Annotated in this window: 16 protein-coding genes; 14 read left to right on the forward strand and 2 right to left on the reverse strand. The window is 53.6% G+C overall.

The genetic code is table 11. From position 1 onward, the window contains the following. Positions 1–9 precede the first annotated feature (9 nt). Positions 10–354 (reverse strand): ribonuclease P protein component, encoded by a 345-nt coding sequence (gene rnpA / locus LKE23_RS07155; protein WP_267201140.1) that lies wholly within the window; start codon positions 352–354, stop codon positions 10–12. A 122-nt stretch (positions 355–476) separates the two neighbouring features. Beyond that, positions 477–611 (reverse strand): 50S ribosomal protein L34, encoded by a 135-nt coding sequence (gene rpmH / locus LKE23_RS07160; protein WP_003665227.1) that lies wholly within the window; start codon positions 609–611, stop codon positions 477–479. 491 nt (positions 612–1,102) lie between these two features. Between rpmH and dnaA the strand changes: the two genes are divergently transcribed. The 14 genes from dnaA (at position 1,103) to dnaB (ending at position 17,250) form a co-directional block, all read left to right on the forward strand. Then, positions 1,103–2,422 carry a chromosomal replication initiator protein DnaA gene (gene dnaA / locus LKE23_RS07165; RefSeq protein WP_291976683.1) on the forward strand — a complete coding sequence of 440 codons (1,320 nt, stop codon included), beginning with the start codon at positions 1,103–1,105 and terminating at the stop codon, positions 2,420–2,422. A gap of 165 nt (positions 2,423–2,587) precedes the next feature. Further along, positions 2,588–3,727 (forward strand): DNA polymerase III subunit beta, encoded by a 1,140-nt coding sequence (dnaN, locus tag LKE23_RS07170; RefSeq protein WP_291976684.1) that lies wholly within the window; start codon positions 2,588–2,590, stop codon positions 3,725–3,727. Positions 3,728–4,004: 277 nt separating this feature from the next. Further along, positions 4,005–4,226 (forward strand): S4 domain-containing protein YaaA, encoded by a 222-nt coding sequence (yaaA, locus tag LKE23_RS07175; protein WP_267201144.1) that lies wholly within the window; start codon positions 4,005–4,007, stop codon positions 4,224–4,226. A 9-nt stretch (positions 4,227–4,235) separates the two neighbouring features. Beyond that, on the forward strand, positions 4,236–5,357 hold the full coding sequence (recF, locus tag LKE23_RS07180) for a DNA replication/repair protein RecF (RefSeq protein ID WP_291976685.1): 1,122 nt from the start codon (positions 4,236–4,238) through the stop codon (positions 5,355–5,357). Beyond that, a complete protein-coding gene (gyrB, locus tag LKE23_RS07185; protein ID WP_434737592.1) occupies positions 5,357–7,303 on the forward strand; it encodes a DNA topoisomerase (ATP-hydrolyzing) subunit B in 1,947 nt (648 codons plus the stop codon). The genes recF and gyrB overlap by 1 nt, the downstream gene beginning before the upstream one ends. Positions 7,304–7,343: 40 nt before the next feature. Continuing rightward, positions 7,344–9,854 carry a DNA gyrase subunit A gene (gene gyrA / locus LKE23_RS07190; RefSeq protein WP_291976686.1) on the forward strand — a complete coding sequence of 837 codons (2,511 nt, stop codon included), beginning with the start codon at positions 7,344–7,346 and terminating at the stop codon, positions 9,852–9,854. Between the two features lie 205 nt (positions 9,855–10,059). Next, positions 10,060–10,356: a 30S ribosomal protein S6 gene (gene rpsF, locus LKE23_RS07195; RefSeq protein WP_267201147.1), complete on the forward strand. Its 297-nt coding sequence runs from the start codon at positions 10,060–10,062 to the stop codon at positions 10,354–10,356. A gap of 37 nt (positions 10,357–10,393) precedes the next feature. Beyond that, a complete protein-coding gene (ssb, locus tag LKE23_RS07200) occupies positions 10,394–10,993 on the forward strand; it encodes a single-stranded DNA-binding protein (RefSeq protein ID WP_291976687.1) in 600 nt (199 codons plus the stop codon). A gap of 29 nt (positions 10,994–11,022) precedes the next feature. Then, a complete protein-coding gene (rpsR, locus tag LKE23_RS07205; RefSeq protein ID WP_025022578.1) occupies positions 11,023–11,259 on the forward strand; it encodes a 30S ribosomal protein S18 in 237 nt (78 codons plus the stop codon). A gap of 185 nt (positions 11,260–11,444) precedes the next feature. Then, positions 11,445–12,098 (forward strand): deoxyribose-phosphate aldolase, encoded by a 654-nt coding sequence (gene deoC, locus LKE23_RS07210; RefSeq protein WP_291976688.1) that lies wholly within the window; start codon positions 11,445–11,447, stop codon positions 12,096–12,098. A gap of 159 nt (positions 12,099–12,257) precedes the next feature. After that, entirely contained in the window at positions 12,258–13,205 is a 948-nt protein-coding gene (locus LKE23_RS07215; protein WP_291976689.1) for a sugar-binding transcriptional regulator, read from the forward strand. Between the two features lie 126 nt (positions 13,206–13,331). Then, entirely contained in the window at positions 13,332–15,356 is a 2,025-nt protein-coding gene (locus tag LKE23_RS07220) for a DHH family phosphoesterase (RefSeq protein WP_291976690.1), read from the forward strand. A 5-nt stretch (positions 15,357–15,361) separates the two neighbouring features. After that, positions 15,362–15,814: a 50S ribosomal protein L9 gene (gene rplI, locus LKE23_RS07225; protein ID WP_291976691.1), complete on the forward strand. Its 453-nt coding sequence runs from the start codon at positions 15,362–15,364 to the stop codon at positions 15,812–15,814. A gap of 47 nt (positions 15,815–15,861) precedes the next feature. After that, positions 15,862–17,250, forward strand: a complete 1,389-nt coding sequence (dnaB, locus tag LKE23_RS07230; protein WP_291976692.1) for a replicative DNA helicase — start codon at positions 15,862–15,864, stop codon at positions 17,248–17,250. The last annotated feature ends 22 nt before the right edge of the window (positions 17,251–17,272 follow it).

Below are 17,272 nucleotides of genomic sequence, written 5' to 3' on the forward strand. Positions count from 1 at the left end.
CCGTGTTCCTCACTTTTCATTTAATAGCTGTGCTTTTTTCAAAACATGGACGAGGTTCTTCTTGGTTTCGGCCATCTCCATGCCGTCAGCAGCCGGCCGGGCAATCACCAAAAAATCGACGTCCGGTTTCAGGTCCGGCTTCACTTCCAGCAGGGTCTGCCGGATCCGCCGCTTGACCCAGTTGCGGTGAACCGCGTTGCCAATCTTTTTGCCGACCGAGATGCCGACGCGAAAATGCTTCTGGCCCGGCTTCTCCATCTGGTAGATGATGAACTTGCGGTTAGCGACGGACTGGTGGGTTTCAAAGACCCGTTGAAACTCGCTTTCCTTTTTTACTCGGTATGATTTTCTCATAATGTATAATCCTAGCCTTACTTAGATATGAAAAAGGGCAGGGCCATCGACTGCTGAATTGCATCCGCGATCTGCCCTGCCCGATCACAATAAAAAAAGCCACTATAAAAGTGGCCGTGTGGTTATGCAGATAATACTTTTCTGCCCTTTTGACGCCGACGTGCTAATACCTTACGGCCGTTACTGGTGCTCATGCGCTTACGGAAGCCATGGACACGTGCACGGTGACGCTTCTTTGGTTGAAACGTGCGCTTCATACAATTGCACCTCCTATTCAATTGAATGGGTTTGCTTTTCAGTCTAAAAAGACGTTCTCTTCAAACATACTTTAGAAGTGTACCATACTTTCAGCAATTAATAAACGACTAAATTTTATTTTAATTTTTTATTTATCCACAGAACGATAAAATCTTTCCACAAGCCTTGTGCAGTATCTATGGTTGTGGAAAACTATCCACCACAATATCTTGTAGTTATTCACAATTCACACCCTGTGACTAGGCTTATCCACAAGGGCGGTTTTGCCTGTTAATAACCCTGAAAATGCCTGGTATTACTAGCTTTAGTTTTCCACAAGAACTGTTAATTAGCTTTGTGCTGTCGATTTAGCCACCAAAATTAACAAGTGACAGTTTAAATACCACACAGAGTTGTGTATACTATTTTCTGCTTTATCCACCCTGTGGAAAACTTTTTAATGTGATGATAAAATACCGTGTAGAATTTATCAACACGAGGAGGAATTATTTTGACTGAGCTCGATTCTCTGTGGGAAGCGATCCAAAATTCATTCCGTCAAAACACCACCCAGGTGACCTTTGACACCTTGATTGCTCCGGCAAAAGCAATTTCTCTCTCCCAAAACCAGCTTACGATCCTGATGCCAACGCCAGTTCATCGGGATTTTTGGCGTCAAAACCTCGACGCTAAGCTCAAGGGATACGCCCAGGCCGAACTAGGCTACGAAATTGAGCCCCGCTACGTTTTAGAGAGCGAAATCACCCCGCACGAAACTGAACAACCATCTTCAAATGCTAGCTTTGAAATGGGTACGCCCCTTAACCCCCATTACAATTTCGACACCTTTGTGGTCGGTGAAGGCAACAAAATGGCCCATGCAGCGGCCTATGCGGTAGCCGAAAGCCCCGGCAGCCTTTACAACCCGCTCTTTATCTACGGTGGCGTTGGCTTGGGCAAGACCCACTTAATGGAAGCAATTGGTAATCACATGCTGCAAACCAATCCCAACGCCAAGGTAAAATACATCACCAGCGAGGAATTCACCAACGACTTCATCAACTCAATCCAAAACAAGTCAATGGATAAGTTCCGGGAAGAGTACCGCAACCTCGATCTACTATTAATTGATGACATCCAGTTCCTGGCCACCAAGGAAGGGACCCAGCTGGAGTTCTTCTATACATTTAATGCCCTGCACGATCGCAAGAAACAGATCGTGATGACCTCCGATCGGATTCCTAATGAAATTCCGGAACTCCAGGATCGCCTGGTTTCCCGCTTCCGTTGGGGCCTGCCAGTCGAAATCACCCCACCAGACCTGGAGACGCGGATTGCCATCCTGCGCAGCAAGGTCGAAGAGGATCAGATCGACGTTGGCAACGATACCCTAAACTACATTGCCGGCCAGATCGACTCCAACATTCGTGAATTGGAGGGCGCCCTAAACCAGGTCCAGGCCTTTGCCAACCTCAGTGGGGAGCCAATCACGCCCCATCTAGCCTCCCAGGCACTCAAGGGCTTGCGCCAACAGCAGCGGACGACCATCACGGTGGCCGAAATCCAAAAGCAGGTCGCCAGCTATTACAACATCACCCAGGGGGACATCCTCGGCAAAAAGCGGGTCAAGCAAATCGTCGTTCCGCGCCAGATCGCGATGTACCTGTCCCGCGAACTGACGGATTATTCATTACCCAAGATCGGAAACGAGTTCGGCGGTAAGGATCACACGACGGTCCTCCACGCCATCGACAAGATTGAGGCGGCCCTGAAAAAGGACACCGATCTGCAAAAGGACATTGGTAAGCTGAAGGAGCACCTTCACGCTTAGCCTGTGAATAACTGTCGAAATTGTTCCCAACTTTATCCACAAGTTATCAACAACCGAAAGCCGTTGATTTCTTCGCTTTTTTCGACTTATCCACAGTATTAACAGACTCTACTACTACCACGATCTTTAAACTATAAAATATATTTATATAAAGGAGCCACAGTTATGAAATTCACCATCAACCGAACGGCATTTATTAGCCAACTAAACAATGTTTTGCGGGCAATTTCATCTAAAACCACGATTCCAATTTTAACGGGACTCAAAATGGTGATTGATAAGGAACAGATTGTGTTGACCGGCAGCAACTCCGACATCACAATCGAAAGCGTCATTAACGCCGCCGATCCTGACTACGGATTGACTGTCGAACAACCAGGTGCCATTGTGTTGCCTGCTCGTTTCTTCAGTGAAATTGTTAAAAAGCTGCCCGACAAACAAGTAACTATTGAAGTTACAGATGGTTTCCAGGCCGACATTACCTCCGGAACCGCCAAGTTCCAAATCAATGGTCAGGACGCCGAAAACTTCCCGCACCTGCCAGAAGTTGAGACCGACCGGACAATCACCCTGCCAAATGATGTCTTGAAAGAAGTCATTCGCCAAACCGTCATCGCTGTTTCCAAGCAGGAGAGTCGGCCAATCCTTGCCGGAATTCACATCACCCTGCACGATGGTCTCCTGACGGCGGTCGCCACCGACAGTCACCGGCTGGCACAACGGAAGGTGCAGCTGGAAGACGTCAGCGGGATTGACTTCGACGTCATCATTCCGGGAAAGAGCATGAATGAACTCTCTGGGATGATCAGTGACGTGGATGAGGACGTTAAGGTTCAGGTAACCGAAAACCAGATCCTCTTCATCTTCGGCAACACCCACTTCTATTCCCGTCTGCTGGAGGGCAATTATCCGGAAACCAGCCAGCTGATTCCGGAGATGGCCGACACGACGATGGAAGTCGACGCCGGCAGCTTCCTGGCATCAATCGAGCGGGCCTCCCTGCTGTCGCACGAAAGTCGTAACGACGTGGTTAAACTGACGCTGAAGCCAAGCGAAAACCTTGTCCGGATCAGCAGCGACTCCCCGGACATCGGGACGGTGGAAGAAGAGGTTGCAACGAACGCGCTCGACGGAGCCGATCTGGAGATTTCCTTCAACCCGAACTACATGAAGGATGCGCTGCGGTCGTTTGGCCAGTCGGCAATCAAGATTTCCTTCACTTCGCCACTGCGGCCATTTACCCTGGTACCAACCGAAGATCAGGAAAACTTTGTCCACCTGATCACTCCGGTGCGGACCTTCTAACAACTGAAATACACCTAACTGGGCACTAGAATCGCCACCTTGGCTGATTTGGTGCCCTTTTTTATTTTGCTGAGGAACCCCTGGCCGTTTGGTGGTTCCCACTTTGTAATTTTAAAGGGTCAAAATGACGGAAAGTGGCCTCTAGGCGACGCAGATTAGTTCAACCCCATTTTTGATAAAAATGCCTCCTTTAGTTTTGAAGGGCTGAGATCGCCTTATAACGCGTTTTACCTATTTAGTTGTGGTATAATAGACACAGTAAAGTAGGTGAAATAGTGTGAAAAACAAGGAATTCGTGATTTCGACGCCGTACATCACCCTCGGCCAATTACTGAAGGAAGAGGGCATCATCCCAACCGGTGGTGCGGCGAAGTGGTACCTAAAGGAGAATCAGGTTCTGGTCAATGGTGAAGCCGACACGCGGCGGGGCCGCAAGCTCTACCCCGACGACCAGGTTCAGGTTCCTGACTACCCCCTTTTGAAGATTTTGAGTAAGTAGGCAGCCAGGATGATTTTGACGGAGCTACGGTTGCGCCACTTCAGAAATTACCAGGATCTGACGGTGCACTTTGCCCCCGGGGTCAACGTCCTGATCGGCCACAATGCCCAGGGCAAGACCAATATGCTGGAGGCAATCTACGCCCTGTCGTTGACGCGGAGCCACCGGACCAGCAATGATCGGGAGCTGATTAACTGGCAGTCCCAGTCCGCCACCATCAGCGGAATCGTGCAGAAGGCCAGTGGCCGGGTGCCGCTGGAGCTGCAGTTTACCAAGAATGGTAAAAAGGCCAAGGTCAACCATCTGGAGCAGGCCCGACTCGGCCAGTACATCGGGCAGCTGAACACGATCCTGTTTGCCCCGGAGGACCTGTCCTTGGTCAAGGGGGCTCCGGCGGTTCGGCGGCGCTTCATGGATATGGAGTTCAGCCAGATGAGCAGCAAGTACCTCTATAATGCCAGCCAGTTCCGGACCCTCTTGCGACAACGAAACAAGTACTTAAAACAGCTAAAGTATGGCCAGCAGCATGACCGGGTGCTGTTGGCCGTTTTGTCTGACCAATTAGCAGCCTACGGGGCGGAGGTCATCGTGGCCCGCTACCACTTTCTCCAGCACCTGGAGAAGTGGGCGGCCGAGTTGCACTACCAGATTTCGCTCAACCAGGAGAAGCTGCACCTGGCCTACGCTACCCAGCTGAAGGTCGATGAAGAAACGACGGTCGAGGCGGCCTACCAGGAGCTGCTCAAGATCTACCAGGAACACCAGGACAAGGAGATCGAGCAGGGGACGACCATGTATGGCCCCCAGCGCGACGACATCCACTTCATCGTTAATGGTAAGAACGTCCAGGCATTTGGCTCCCAGGGCCAGCAGCGAACAACCGCCCTGGCCGTCAAATTGGCGGAGATCGACCTGATGAAGGAGCAGACCGGCGAATACCCGCTGCTGCTCTTGGATGACGTCCTGTCCGAGCTGGATACGGTTCGGCAGACCCACCTGCTGACGGCGATTCAGGATAAGGTCCAGACTTTTTTGACGACGACCAGCCTGAGTGATGTGGCAAGGCAACTGATTAAACAACCAACAATTTTTGAAATTAAGAATGGCACTTTGAACAAGGAGGAAGCATAGTGAGCGACGAGCAAAAAGAAACCAAAGCTGAGCTGGCCAGTGAATACGATGCCAGTCAGATTCAAGTCTTAAAGGGGCTCGACGCGGTCCGGAAGCGTCCAGGGATGTACATCGGATCGACGTCTGCCCAGGGGTTACACCACCTTGTTTGGGAAATCGTTGATAACGGGATCGACGAGGCCCTGGCCGGTTTCTGTACGGAAATCAACGTCGAGGTTGAGCCCGACAACAGCATTACCGTCCGCGACAACGGGCGGGGGATCCCAGTCGACATCCAAAAGGACACCGGTAAGCCGGCCCTGGAGACGGTCTACACCGTTCTGCACGCCGGTGGGAAGTTCGGCGGTGGCGGCTACAAGGTTTCCGGTGGTCTGCACGGGGTCGGGGCCTCAGTTGTGAACGCCCTGTCCGAAAGCTTGGATGTCAAGGTTGCCCGGCAAGGCAAGCGCTACTACATGGACTTTGATCACGGCCACGTTAAGACGCCAATGAAGGTCATTGCCACCGGCCTGCCGGAAGAAGTGCACGGAACCACCGTCCACTTCAAGCCGGATCCGGAAATCTTCCGTGAAACCACGACCTACAACATCAAGACCCTGACCGACCGGCTGCGTGAACTGGCCTTCTTAAACAAGGGGCTCAAGATCACGATCGAAGACAAGCGGGACGAAAAGCCGGAACGCCAGGAATTCCTATATGAGGGTGGGATTCGCCACTACGTTGAATACCTGAACGAGGGCCGGGAAGTCCTCTTTGACCCGCCGATCTATGTTGAGGGCCAGGAGAACGGCATCACGGTCGAAGTGTCGCTTCAGTACGTCAATGGCTACCGCAGCGACCTGCTGACCTTTACCAACAACATCCACACTTATGAAGGGGGAACCCACGAGACCGGGTTCAAGATGGCCCTGACCCGGGTGATCAACGACTACGGTCACAAGAGCGGGATCCTGAAGAACAACGAGACCCTGTCCGGGGATGACGTCCGGGAAGGGATGGTCGCGGTGGTTTCCATCAAGCACCCCGACCCGCAGTTCGAAGGTCAGACCAAGACCAAGCTGGGGAACTCCGACGCCCGGACCGCGACCGACCACGTCTTCGCAGCCACCTTCAACCGCTTCTTAATGGAGCATCCGGACGAGGCCCGGCAGATTGTCGAAAAGGGCCAGTTAGCCTCCAAGGCCCGGGTCGCTGCTAAGCGGGCCCGGGAAGTCACCCGGAAGAAGAGTGGACTGGAGATTTCTAACCTGCCCGGTAAGCTGGCCGACAACACCAGCAAGGACCCGAACATTTCCGAACTGTTCATCGTCGAGGGTGACTCGGCCGGTGGTTCTGCCAAGCAGGGTCGTTCCCGGCTGACCCAGGCAATTCTGCCGATTCGGGGGAAGATCTTGAACGTTGAAAAGGCTTCGCTCGACCGGATCCTGGCCAACGACGAAATTCGGTCCCTCTTCACGGCACTGGGAACCGGCTTCGGTGATGATTTCGACATCACCAAGGCCAACTATCACAAGCTGATCATCATGACCGATGCCGATGTCGACGGGGCCCACATTCGGACCCTGCTGCTAACGCTCTTCTACCGGTTCATGAAGCCAATGATCACCCACGGCTACGTCTACATTGCCCAGCCGCCGCTCTACCAGGTTCGCCAGGGCAAATTCGTCAAGTACATCGAATCCGACGAAGAGCTGGAGCGGGTCGTCAACTCCCTGCAGCCGAGCCCGAAGCCGGTTATCCAGCGGTACAAGGGGCTGGGTGAAATGGATGCCGAGCAGCTCTGGGAGACCACGATGGATCCAGAAAATCGGCACCTGCTGCGCGTCCAGCTCGACGATGCCGCCCAAGCCGACCAGATTTTCCCAATGCTGATGGGAACCAAGGTTGGCCCGCGGCGTGAATTTATTGAAAAGAATGCCAAGTTCGTTGAGAACCTGGACCTGTAATTAAGCACAAACTTGAATTTGATCAAAAGGAGGAGCGGCATTGGCTGAAGAAAATATGTCAAACCGAATCACGGACGTCAAGCTGACGAGCCAGATGAAGAACTCATTTCTAGATTATGCCATGAGTGTCATCGTCTCGCGGGCCCTGCCGGACGTGCGCGATGGCTTAAAGCCGGTTCAGCGGCGGATCCTGTATGGAATGAACGAACTGGGGGTTACCCCGGATAAGCCGTACAAGAAGTCGGCCCGGATCGTTGGGGACGTCATGGGGAAGTTCCACCCTCACGGTGATTCCTCGATTTATGAAGGGCTGGTCCGGATGGCGCAGGACTTCTCATATCGGTACATGCTGGTTGACGGTCACGGTAACTTCGGGTCGGTCGACGGGGATAGTCCCGCCGCCATGCGGTACACCGAGGCAAAGATGAGCAAGATCGCGGTGGAAATGCTGCGCGACATCAACAAGGACACCGTTGATTTCCACCCGAACTACGATGGCACTGAAAAGGAGCCGGACGTCCTGCCGGCACGCTTCCCGAACCTGCTGGTCAACGGGGCTTCCGGGATTGCCGTCGGGATGGCCACCAATATTCCAACCCACAACCTGGGTGAGGTCATCAGTGCCATTCACATGCTGATGGACAACCCCGACGCCACGACCGAGGACCTGATGAAGGTGCTGCCCGGTCCCGACTTCCCAACTGGTGGGGTCGTAATGGGCAAGTCCGGCATTCGCAAGGCCTACGAGACCGGCCGCGGAACGATCATCGTCCGGGCCAAGGTCGACATTGAAGAAAAGAAGAACGGCAAGCAGCAGATCATCGTCCACGAGATCCCGTACATGGTCAATAAGGCCAAGCTGATCGAGCGGATCGCGGACCTGGCCCGGAACAAGGAAATCGACGGGATCACCGATATCAACGATGAAACCGACCGGGACGGGATGCGGATCGTGATCGACGTGCGCCGGGACGCCAGCGCGGAGGTCATCTTAAACAACCTCTACAAGATGACTTTGATGCAGACGACCTTCAACTTCAACATGTTGGCGATCGTCAACGGGGCCCCGAAGATCCTGAGCCTTAAGCAGATCCTCCAGTACTACCTGGAGCACCAGGAAAACGTCGTCCGGCGGCGGACCCAGTTTGACCTGAAGAAGGCGCAAAACCGGGCCCACATCGTTGCCGGGCTGCGGATCGCCCTCGACCACATCGACGAGATCATCAAGATCATTCGCAACTCCCAGACCAGTGAGATTGCCAAGGGTGAATTGATGCAAAACTACGGCCTGTCCGACCGCCAATCCCAGGCGATCCTGGACATGCGGCTGGTGCGGTTGACCGGTCTGGAACGGGAAAAGATTGAGGCCGAATACCAGAAGCTGATGGCCGCCATCGCCGACTATAAGGACATTCTGGCCCACGACGAGCGGATCCACCAGATCATCTATGACGAACTGATGGAGATCCAGCGCAAGTTTGGCGACAAGCGGCGGACCGAGCTGCAAGTCGGCGACATCACCAACATCGAAGACGAGGACCTGATCGAGGAAGAAGACATCATCGTCACCCTGACCCACAACGGCTACATCAAGCGTCTGCCGGTGGACGAATTCAAGTCCCAGCACCGTGGTGGCCGCGGCGTCAAGGGGATGGGCGTGCACAAGGACGACTTCATTGAACAATTGATTGCCAGTTCGACCCACGACCTCCTGCTCTTCTTCACTAACTCCGGCAAGGTCTTCTCAATGAAGGGCTACGAGGTTCCCGAATACGGTCGTTCCGCCCAGGGGATTCCGATCATCAATCTGCTGGGGATCGACAACAAGGAGAAGATCAGCGCGGTCATCAACGTTTCCCACGCGGCCAACGATGACGACAAGTTCCTCTTCTTCACCACCAAGTACGGGACCGTCAAGCGGACGCCGGTGCTCGAATTCAAGAATATTCGGAGCAATGGTCTGAAGGCGCTCAACCTCCATGATGGCGACGAGCTGATCAACGTCAACGTCATCGCTGCCGGTCAGCCGATGATCATCGGGACCCACAACGGCTATGCCCTGAGCTTTAAGTCCGACCTGGTGCGGTCCATGGGTCGTTCCGCCGCGGGTGTGCGGGGAATCCGCCTGCGCGACGATGACTTTGTGATTGGCGCTGCCCCACTGAACCCGGACGACAGTGTCCTGGTCATCAGTGAAAACGGCTTTGGGAAGCAGACGCCGGCCAACGAGTATCCAATCAAGGGCCGGGGCGGCCTCGGTGTCAAGACCGTCAACGTTACCGCCAAGAACGGGCCGCTGGTTGGCCTGACCACCGTCCAGGGCGACGAGGATATCATGCTGGTTACCGACCACGGGGTCATCATCCGCTTCGGTATCGAGACGGTATCGACGACCGGTCGTTCCGCCGTGGGTGTCCACCTGATCAAGATGGATAAGGGCACCAAGGTTGCGACGATGGCCAAGGTTGACAAGGACGACGACAGCGAAGACGAAGCTGCGGAGACGCAGAGCACTGCGACTTCGGAAGAGTCAACGCCGAGTGAAAACTAAAAAAATTTAAGTAAAAAAACGAAAATCCTGAGAATTTACGTATTATATATATAGAGCGCAATTCTCAGGATTTCTGTTATTTGTTTCTTGTTTTAAACCCTAGTATATGCTATATTTTATATTTGTGAGTATACGTACAGACGTCTACTCTCCTTGTTCTTCTAAGTTTTAGAAGAGCCAGAGTCCATAAGGAGGTGTAACATTCATGGAAACACGTAAATATGAAATTACTTACATCATTCGTCCTGACATCGAAGAATCTGCTAAGAGCGAATTAGTAGACCGTTTTGACAAGGTTTTGACGGACAATGGTGCAAACGTTGCTGAATCAAAGGATTGGTCAACTCGTCGGTTTGCTTACCCAATCAGCAAGTACACTGAAGGTACTTACCACGTAGTTACTTTGACGACTGATTCTGACGCAGCCTTAAACGAATTTGATCGTTTGGCTAAGTTCAACGACGATATCCTACGTCACATGATCGTTAAGCTTGATGCTTAATTAGATCGTCAATGTAAATAGAGAGGAGTACGATCGAATGATTAATCGTGCAGTTTTGACTGGACGCTTAACGCGAGATCCTGAGTTGCGCTACACTACCAGCGGGACCGCGGTAGTTTCGTTTACGCTCGCCGTTGATCGGCAGTTCCGGAACCAAAATGGTGATCGGGACGCCGACTTCATCAACTGTGTCATTTGGCGTAAATCAGCCGAGAACTTCAGCAACTTCACCCACAAGGGCTCATTGGTGGGGATCGATGGCCGCATCCAAACGCGGAACTACGAAAACCAGCAGGGCCAACGGGTTTACGTTACCGAAGTCGTGGTTGATAACTTTGCCCTGCTTGAACCTCGTTCGCAAAATGGCGGCATGAATGCTGGTGGCGGCCAACAACCGTTCAATAACGGTGGTCAGCAGCCATTCAACAATCAAGCTCCATTTGGCGGCCAGGGTCAGCAGCCATTTGGCAACAACCAACCACAGCCGCAAGCCAACAACGCTCCTCAACCTAATTCGTCAACCAACGCCAACAACGGTTTTGGCGGCGCTGGTCAAGAGAATTCGGCCAACCCATTCTCCAGCTCAAGCAATGACAATGGGGATACCGCAATCTCTGATGACGATTTACCATTCTAAAATTTTTTACCAGATAGGAGGGTAATTTCATGGCACAACAACGTCGGGGCGGTCGTCGTCGTCGCAAGGTCGACTTCATCGCCGCTAACCACATCGAATACATCGATTACAAAGACACTGATTTATTACGTCGGTTCATCTCCGAACGGGGTAAGATTTTACCACGTCGGGTCACTGGTACTAGTGCCAAGAACCAACGGAAGTTAACGGTCGCTATCAAGCGTGCCCGGATCATGGGTCTCCTGCCATTCGTTGCTGAAGACTAATTGATCAATCAAAGAGTCGATCAGAAAGCCAAGCGGTTTTCTGATCGACTCTTTTTTGTCGTCAGCTTAGCTTGGGCTAGCCGAACGGATCATCTTAAATCAATTTTACAATATTTCATATACTATTGAACATTTGTAAAAATATGTTATGATAAGGATGTCAAAAAGAAAAGGAGTGATCCCGAATGGAATTAAATAAGTATATCGACCACACACTGCTCAGCCCAGAGGCAACGGAGGAACAGGTTGACACGGTCATCAAGCAGGCCATCGACAACCATTTCCACACCGTTATGATCAACCCGTACTGGGTCGCTAAGACGCACCAGGCTTTGGAAGGCACTGATGTGGTAACGGCAACGGTGATTGGCTTCCCACTCGGGGCCACGACGACGGCGGCCAAGGTTTTTGAAACCGAACAGGCGATCAAGGACGGCGTGGACGAGGTCGACATGGTCATGAACATCGGCGAGATGAAGGGCGGCCACTTTGATAAGGTTGAAGACGACATCAAGGCCATCGTCAAGGTGGGTCACGACAACGGCAAGATCGTCAAGGTCATCATCGAGACGGCCCTGCTGACGGACGACGAAATCACCAAGGCTTCCAAGATTGTGGCGGACGCCGGGGCTGACTTCGTGAAGACCTCGACCGGCTTCTCCACCCGGGGAGCAGCGGTGCACGACGTTGAATTGATGTCTGCAGCGGTTGCTGGCACCAACACCCAGGTGAAGGCTTCTGGTGGCATTCACACCCCAGAAGAAGCCGAGGCGATGGTCAAGGCCGGGGCAACCCGTCTGGGAGTTAGTCACAGTATGCAGGTAATTGGTAAAGAATAAAAAGTGAGTGAAAAATAACCATCTAAGCGGGGCGTATGGCCTAACCTAGGACGGGAGTCGGCGCTGAAGGCGTCGGCTCTCGGCCGTAGTTAGACACTAGCCCCGCGGTTGTTTTTCACGTTATCTAGCAATTATTTGGCATTGAAAGGAAGAGTGCGGATGGACACGAAACGACAGATTAAGCAGGCGGTTGCCATTAGCAAGCTCTACTACCTGCAGGGCGCAACCCAGGCCCAGATTGCCAAACAATTGGACCTCTCCCGGCCGACGATTTCCCGGGCCCTCCAGTTTGCCCGCGACAACAAGATCGTCAACATCAAGATCAATGATCCACTGGAGGACATTGACGCCCTGGCGGAGCAAATTAAGGAAAAGTATCAGCTGGACGCGGTTGTGATCGCCGAACCGAACGGGGACGACAGCAGTGCCATCCTGGAGGCGATCGGGCAGGCGGCTGCCGACTATCTGCCGACCGTAGTCAGGGACAACGACACGATTGGCATTAGCTGGGGGCAGACCCTGGCGGCCGTGGCTCGGCACCTGGCCCCCAGCGAGCGGAAGAACGTTCGGGTCGTCTATCTCAAGGGGACGGTGGCCAATTCGACCCATAATAATTTTGTTGTCGAGGTGACCCGCCACTTCAACGCCTGCTACCACACCCAGGCCCAGATCCTGCCATTGCCGGTGATCTTTGACAGCCAGACAATCAAAGAAATGGTTGTTCGCGATCGCTTCATCAACGACGTCTTGACGACGGCCAAACAAACGACGGTGGCCCTCTTCACGGTTGGGACCACTAGTCCGGACGCCACCCTCTTTGAGCTCGGCTACTTTTCGCCGGAAGAGGAACGCAAGCTGCGTGCGACCGCGGTCGGCGACATCGTTTCGCAATTCGTCGACGCCCAGGGACAAATCGTTGATCCCGAGCTGACGGCGCGGACGATGGCCGTCCCGCTGACGCAACTAAAGCAGGCCCGTCAGGCAGTTTTGATCGCCGGGGGGATGGCAAAACTAAAACCGATTAAGGCGGCGCTGAACGGGCACTACGCCACCACCTTGGTGACGGACCTGACCGTTGCCCAGCACCTGATTGGCGATGAAAAATAAGAATAGCGCGGCTGGAATTTGCGTTCCGGCCGCGCCTTTTTGTCGCTGCATTCACTATTGCTTGTGATATGATATAACTATCCAATTGAAAATGGGCACGAACGGTGTCTATTTGGGAGGATTCTTATGCGTAAATTTTTCAGTAGTGAAAACTGGCTGTTTTATCTGAAACACCCGGCGGTCCGCTGGAATGTCGTTTACCTACTGGTCGTCACGCTCATCAGCCTGGTCCTGGCCTTCACCTTTAACTGGCTGGCGGGCCTGCTTGTCCTTGTCCTGGCGGTGGTAGGGATGACGGTTAGTCTGCGCCGCTTACGGCAGCTAGTCGACGATACTCACGAATACTTACAGAATTTAACCTACCAGATTCAGCACGGCCAACAGGAGGCCCTGCTCGAAATGCCGGTGGGGATGATTATGCTGAACGCCCGCAACGAGATTGAATGGATCAACCCTTACATGGCCCGCTACTTTAAGCTGGAGCACGTGGTGGGGGAAAAGGTCGGCACGGTTGATAAACAATTGGCTGACCTGATTGATCAGGGGCGCGCTCACCAGGGGGCCCAGGTGGTTTCCTGGCGTTCACGGCAGTTTGAATTTCTCTTTCAGCCCCAGTACCGGGTGGCCTACCTGCTCGACATCACCAAGTATGAGGAGGTCGAGCAGCGCTATCGGCAGGAGCGGGTTTTCCTGGGAAATATTTACCTGGATAACTACGACGAGCTGATTCAGGGGATGAGTGACTCGGATGTTTCCAACCTGCACAACTACGTCACCTCCGAGATCAGCAAGTGGGCCGAAACCAATCACCTGTTGATGAAGATCATCGATGACGATAACTACCTGATTATCGGTCACCAGGCCTCGCTGGCGGAACTGGAAAAGAAGAAGTTCAAGATCCTGGACACCGTGCGGCAGAGCACGTCCCAGCAGAACTCACCGGTGACGCTGAGTGTCGGGATCGCCTATGGGGAAGACGACCTGATCAAGCTGGCCGATACCGCCCAGGATAACCTCGACCTGGCACTGGGCCGGGGTGGTGACCAGGTCGTTGTCCGGGCTAAGGATCAGCCCGCTCGCTTCTACGGCGGAAAGACCAACCCGATGGAGAAGCGAACCCGGGTGCGGGCCCGGATGATCAGCCAGGCCCTCCAAGAATTGATTGACCAGGCCGACCAGCTCTTTGTCATGGGGCATAACAACCCCGACATGGACTCTCTGGGGGCCTGCCTGGGGATTCGCCGGATTGCCGAGATGAACGGCAAGCAGTGCTGGATCGTCATCAGTGATCAGCACCCGCACGCCGACATTCAGCGGTTGATGAACGAGATTGACAATTACCAGTCAATCAAGGATCACATCATCACGCCGGACGTGGCCCTGGAAAAGGCGACGGCCAACAGCCTGCTGGTGATGGTGGACCATGCCAAGCGCAGCATAACCATCTCGCCGGAGCTCTACGATCAGCTGCAAAATCGGTTGGTCATCATTGACCACCACCGGCGCGGGGAGGAGTTCCCGGAGAATCCGTTGCTGGTTTACATTGAACCATACGCTTCCTCGACCTGTGAACTGATCACCGAGATGTTTGAGTACCAGCCACGCGAGGGTGAGGGACTCAATAAGGTCGAGGCGACGGCGATGCTAACGGGGATCCAGGTCGACACCAAGTCCTTTACCAAGAGTGCCGGTACCCGGACCTTCGACGCTGCCAGCTACCTGCGTTCTGCCGGGGCCGACGGAATGATGATCCAGTCCTTCATGAAGGAGGACCCACGCAGCTTCATGGACCGCAACCACCTGATTTCCCGGGCGGAGATCAACGGACAGATTGCCATCTGTGCCGGTGAAAACGACCAGGTCTACGGATCCGTGACGACTGCCCAGGCCGCTGACATGTTGCTCTCGGTTGAGGGGGTCGAGGCCTCCTTTGTCATCACCCTGCGTGCGGACGGCAAGGTCGGAATTTCTGCCCGGTCCGCCGGTGACGTCAACGTCCAGGTCCTGATGGAAAAGATGGGCGGCGGGGGTCACCTGGCCAACGCGGCCACCCAGATCAGCGACTCGACCGTTGATGATACTAAGCAAGAATTAATTGAACTTCTGCAGAAGACGGCCGATAATAGTAGTCAAGAAGATACAGAGGAGTGAACAAAATGAAAGTTATTTTTACTCAAGATGTTCGTGGCCGGGGCAAGCGCGGTCAGGTCAAAGAGGTTCCGGATGGTTACGCCCAGAACTTCCTGATCAAGCGCGGCATGGCCAAGCAGGCCACCAAGGCAGCGATGAGTCAGCTGGCCGGTCAGCAACGGGCCGAAGAAAAGCACGCCGCCGAGGAACTGGCCGAGGCAAAACGCTTGAAGAAGGTCTTAGAAGATGATAAGACTGTTGTTGAATTAAGCGGTAAGGCGGGCACCGACGGCCGGATGTTTGGTTCCATTTCGACCAAGCAGATCGCCACGGCCCTGCAAAAGCAGTACAAGGTCAAGATCGATAAGCGCAAGATTGAACTGGCGGCGCCGATCAAGGCCCTGGGCTACGTCAACGTGCCAATCAAGCTTCACCCGCAGGTTACGGCCGAAATTCGGGTCCACATTGCGGAAAAGTAATTTTACCGTTATAATTAAATTTCGATTTCAAAAAGCGAGGTATCGTCATGGATAATGCACCAGTGCAAGAAGAGCCACACGATATTGAAGCTGAAAAGGCAGTTCTCGGAGCTGCTTTTTTAAGTAAGAATGCGTTGGCCGATGCAATGGAATACTTGCAGCCCGCCGATTTCTACAAGCGGGCCCACCAGATCATCTTCAAGAAGATGGTGGAATTAAACGATGATGATCAGCCGATCGACGTGGTGACGATCAAGAGTGCCCTGGACAAGGACAAGCAGACCGAAAACGTCGGCGGGATGGTCTACCTGGCTGAGCTGGCCGACGCTGTGCCGTCCGCGGCCAACGTGACCTTCTATGCCAAGATTGTCCATGACAAGGCGGTTCGGCGCAACCTGATCAACACGGCTACCAAGATCATCAACGAGGGTTACGCGGACGATAACGACACGACGGACCTGCTCGATTCCGCCGAGCAATCGATCCTGCACGTGTCGGAGTCCAACGACCAGAACGGCTTCCAGGACATCGAAACCGTCCTGAACCAAACGATGAACCACATCGAGGCCCTGTCCGGCAACGATTCGGACGTGACGGGACTGGAGACCGGTTATCCCCAATTGGATAAGATGACGACTGGATTTCACCCGGACGAACTGATCATTATCGCCGCCCGGCCGGCCGTGGGGAAGACCGCCTTTGCCTTAAACATTGCCCAGAACGTGGCGACGAAGACCAATAACGCCGTTGCCATCTTCAGCCTGGAAATGGGGGCCGAGTCGCTGGTCAACCGGATGCTCTGTGCGGAGGGCAACATCGATGCTAACCACCTGCGGACTGGGAACCTGACCAGCGATGAATGGGAGAGCCTGTTCTTTGCGGCCGGAACCCTGTCGAACGCCCAGATCTACATCGACGACACGGCGGGGATCAAGGTGGCTGAGATTCGGGCCCGTTGCCGGCGGTTGAAGAAGGAAAACAAGAACCTGGGGCTGATTGTGATCGACTACCTTCAGTTGATTGAAGGGAGCAATCCCGACAACCGTCAGCAGGAAGTTTCAGAGATTTCTCGTCAGCTCAAGAAGCTGGCCAAGGAGCTGGAAGTGCCGGTCATCGCCCTTTCCCAGCTTTCCCGGGGGGTCGAGCAGCGTCAGGACAAGCGGCCGGTGCTGTCCGACATCCGTGAATCCGGGTCAATCGAGCAGGATGCCGACATCGTCAGCTTCCTCTACCGTGACGATTACTACGAGCACGACGAGGGTGACGATGACGACAATAATCAAGGCGGTGGCGGCAACGATGACGATTCCAACGTCAGTGAGGTCGAAGTCATCGTCGAAAAGAACCGGAGTGGTCCGCGGGGGACGGTCAAACTGTTATTTGCCAAGTCCTATAACAAGTTTGCCTCCGTGGCCTACGTGCCGGAAGGACAATAGATATACAAAAATGCTAATCAAG

It is taken from the genome of Limosilactobacillus sp. (assembly GCF_022482365.1).
Lineage (GTDB): Bacteria > Bacillota > Bacilli > Lactobacillales > Lactobacillaceae > Limosilactobacillus.

Bases quoted from the DNA above. Each gene is read 5' to 3' on its own strand.
- rnpA (WP_267201140.1), bottom strand. From the start codon at position 354: ATGAGAAAATCATACCGAGTAAAAAAGGAAAGCGAGTTTCAACGGGTC.
- rpmH (WP_003665227.1), bottom strand. From the start codon at position 611: ATGAAGCGCACGTTTCAACCAAAGAAGCGTCACCGTGCACGTGTCCAT.
- dnaN (WP_291976684.1), top strand. From the start codon at position 2,588: ATGAAATTCACCATCAACCGAACGGCATTTATTAGCCAACTAAACAAT.
- recF (WP_291976685.1), top strand. From the start codon at position 4,236: ATGATTTTGACGGAGCTACGGTTGCGCCACTTCAGAAATTACCAGGAT.
- rpsF (WP_267201147.1), top strand. From the start codon at position 10,060: ATGGAAACACGTAAATATGAAATTACTTACATCATTCGTCCTGACATC.
- ssb (WP_291976687.1), top strand. From the start codon at position 10,394: ATGATTAATCGTGCAGTTTTGACTGGACGCTTAACGCGAGATCCTGAG.
- rpsR (WP_025022578.1), top strand. From the start codon at position 11,023: ATGGCACAACAACGTCGGGGCGGTCGTCGTCGTCGCAAGGTCGACTTC.
- deoC (WP_291976688.1), top strand. From the start codon at position 11,445: ATGGAATTAAATAAGTATATCGACCACACACTGCTCAGCCCAGAGGCA.
- LKE23_RS07215 (WP_291976689.1), top strand. From the start codon at position 12,258: ATGGACACGAAACGACAGATTAAGCAGGCGGTTGCCATTAGCAAGCTC.
- LKE23_RS07220 (WP_291976690.1), top strand. From the start codon at position 13,332: ATGCGTAAATTTTTCAGTAGTGAAAACTGGCTGTTTTATCTGAAACAC.
- rplI (WP_291976691.1), top strand. From the start codon at position 15,362: ATGAAAGTTATTTTTACTCAAGATGTTCGTGGCCGGGGCAAGCGCGGT.
- dnaB (WP_291976692.1), top strand. From the start codon at position 15,862: ATGGATAATGCACCAGTGCAAGAAGAGCCACACGATATTGAAGCTGAA.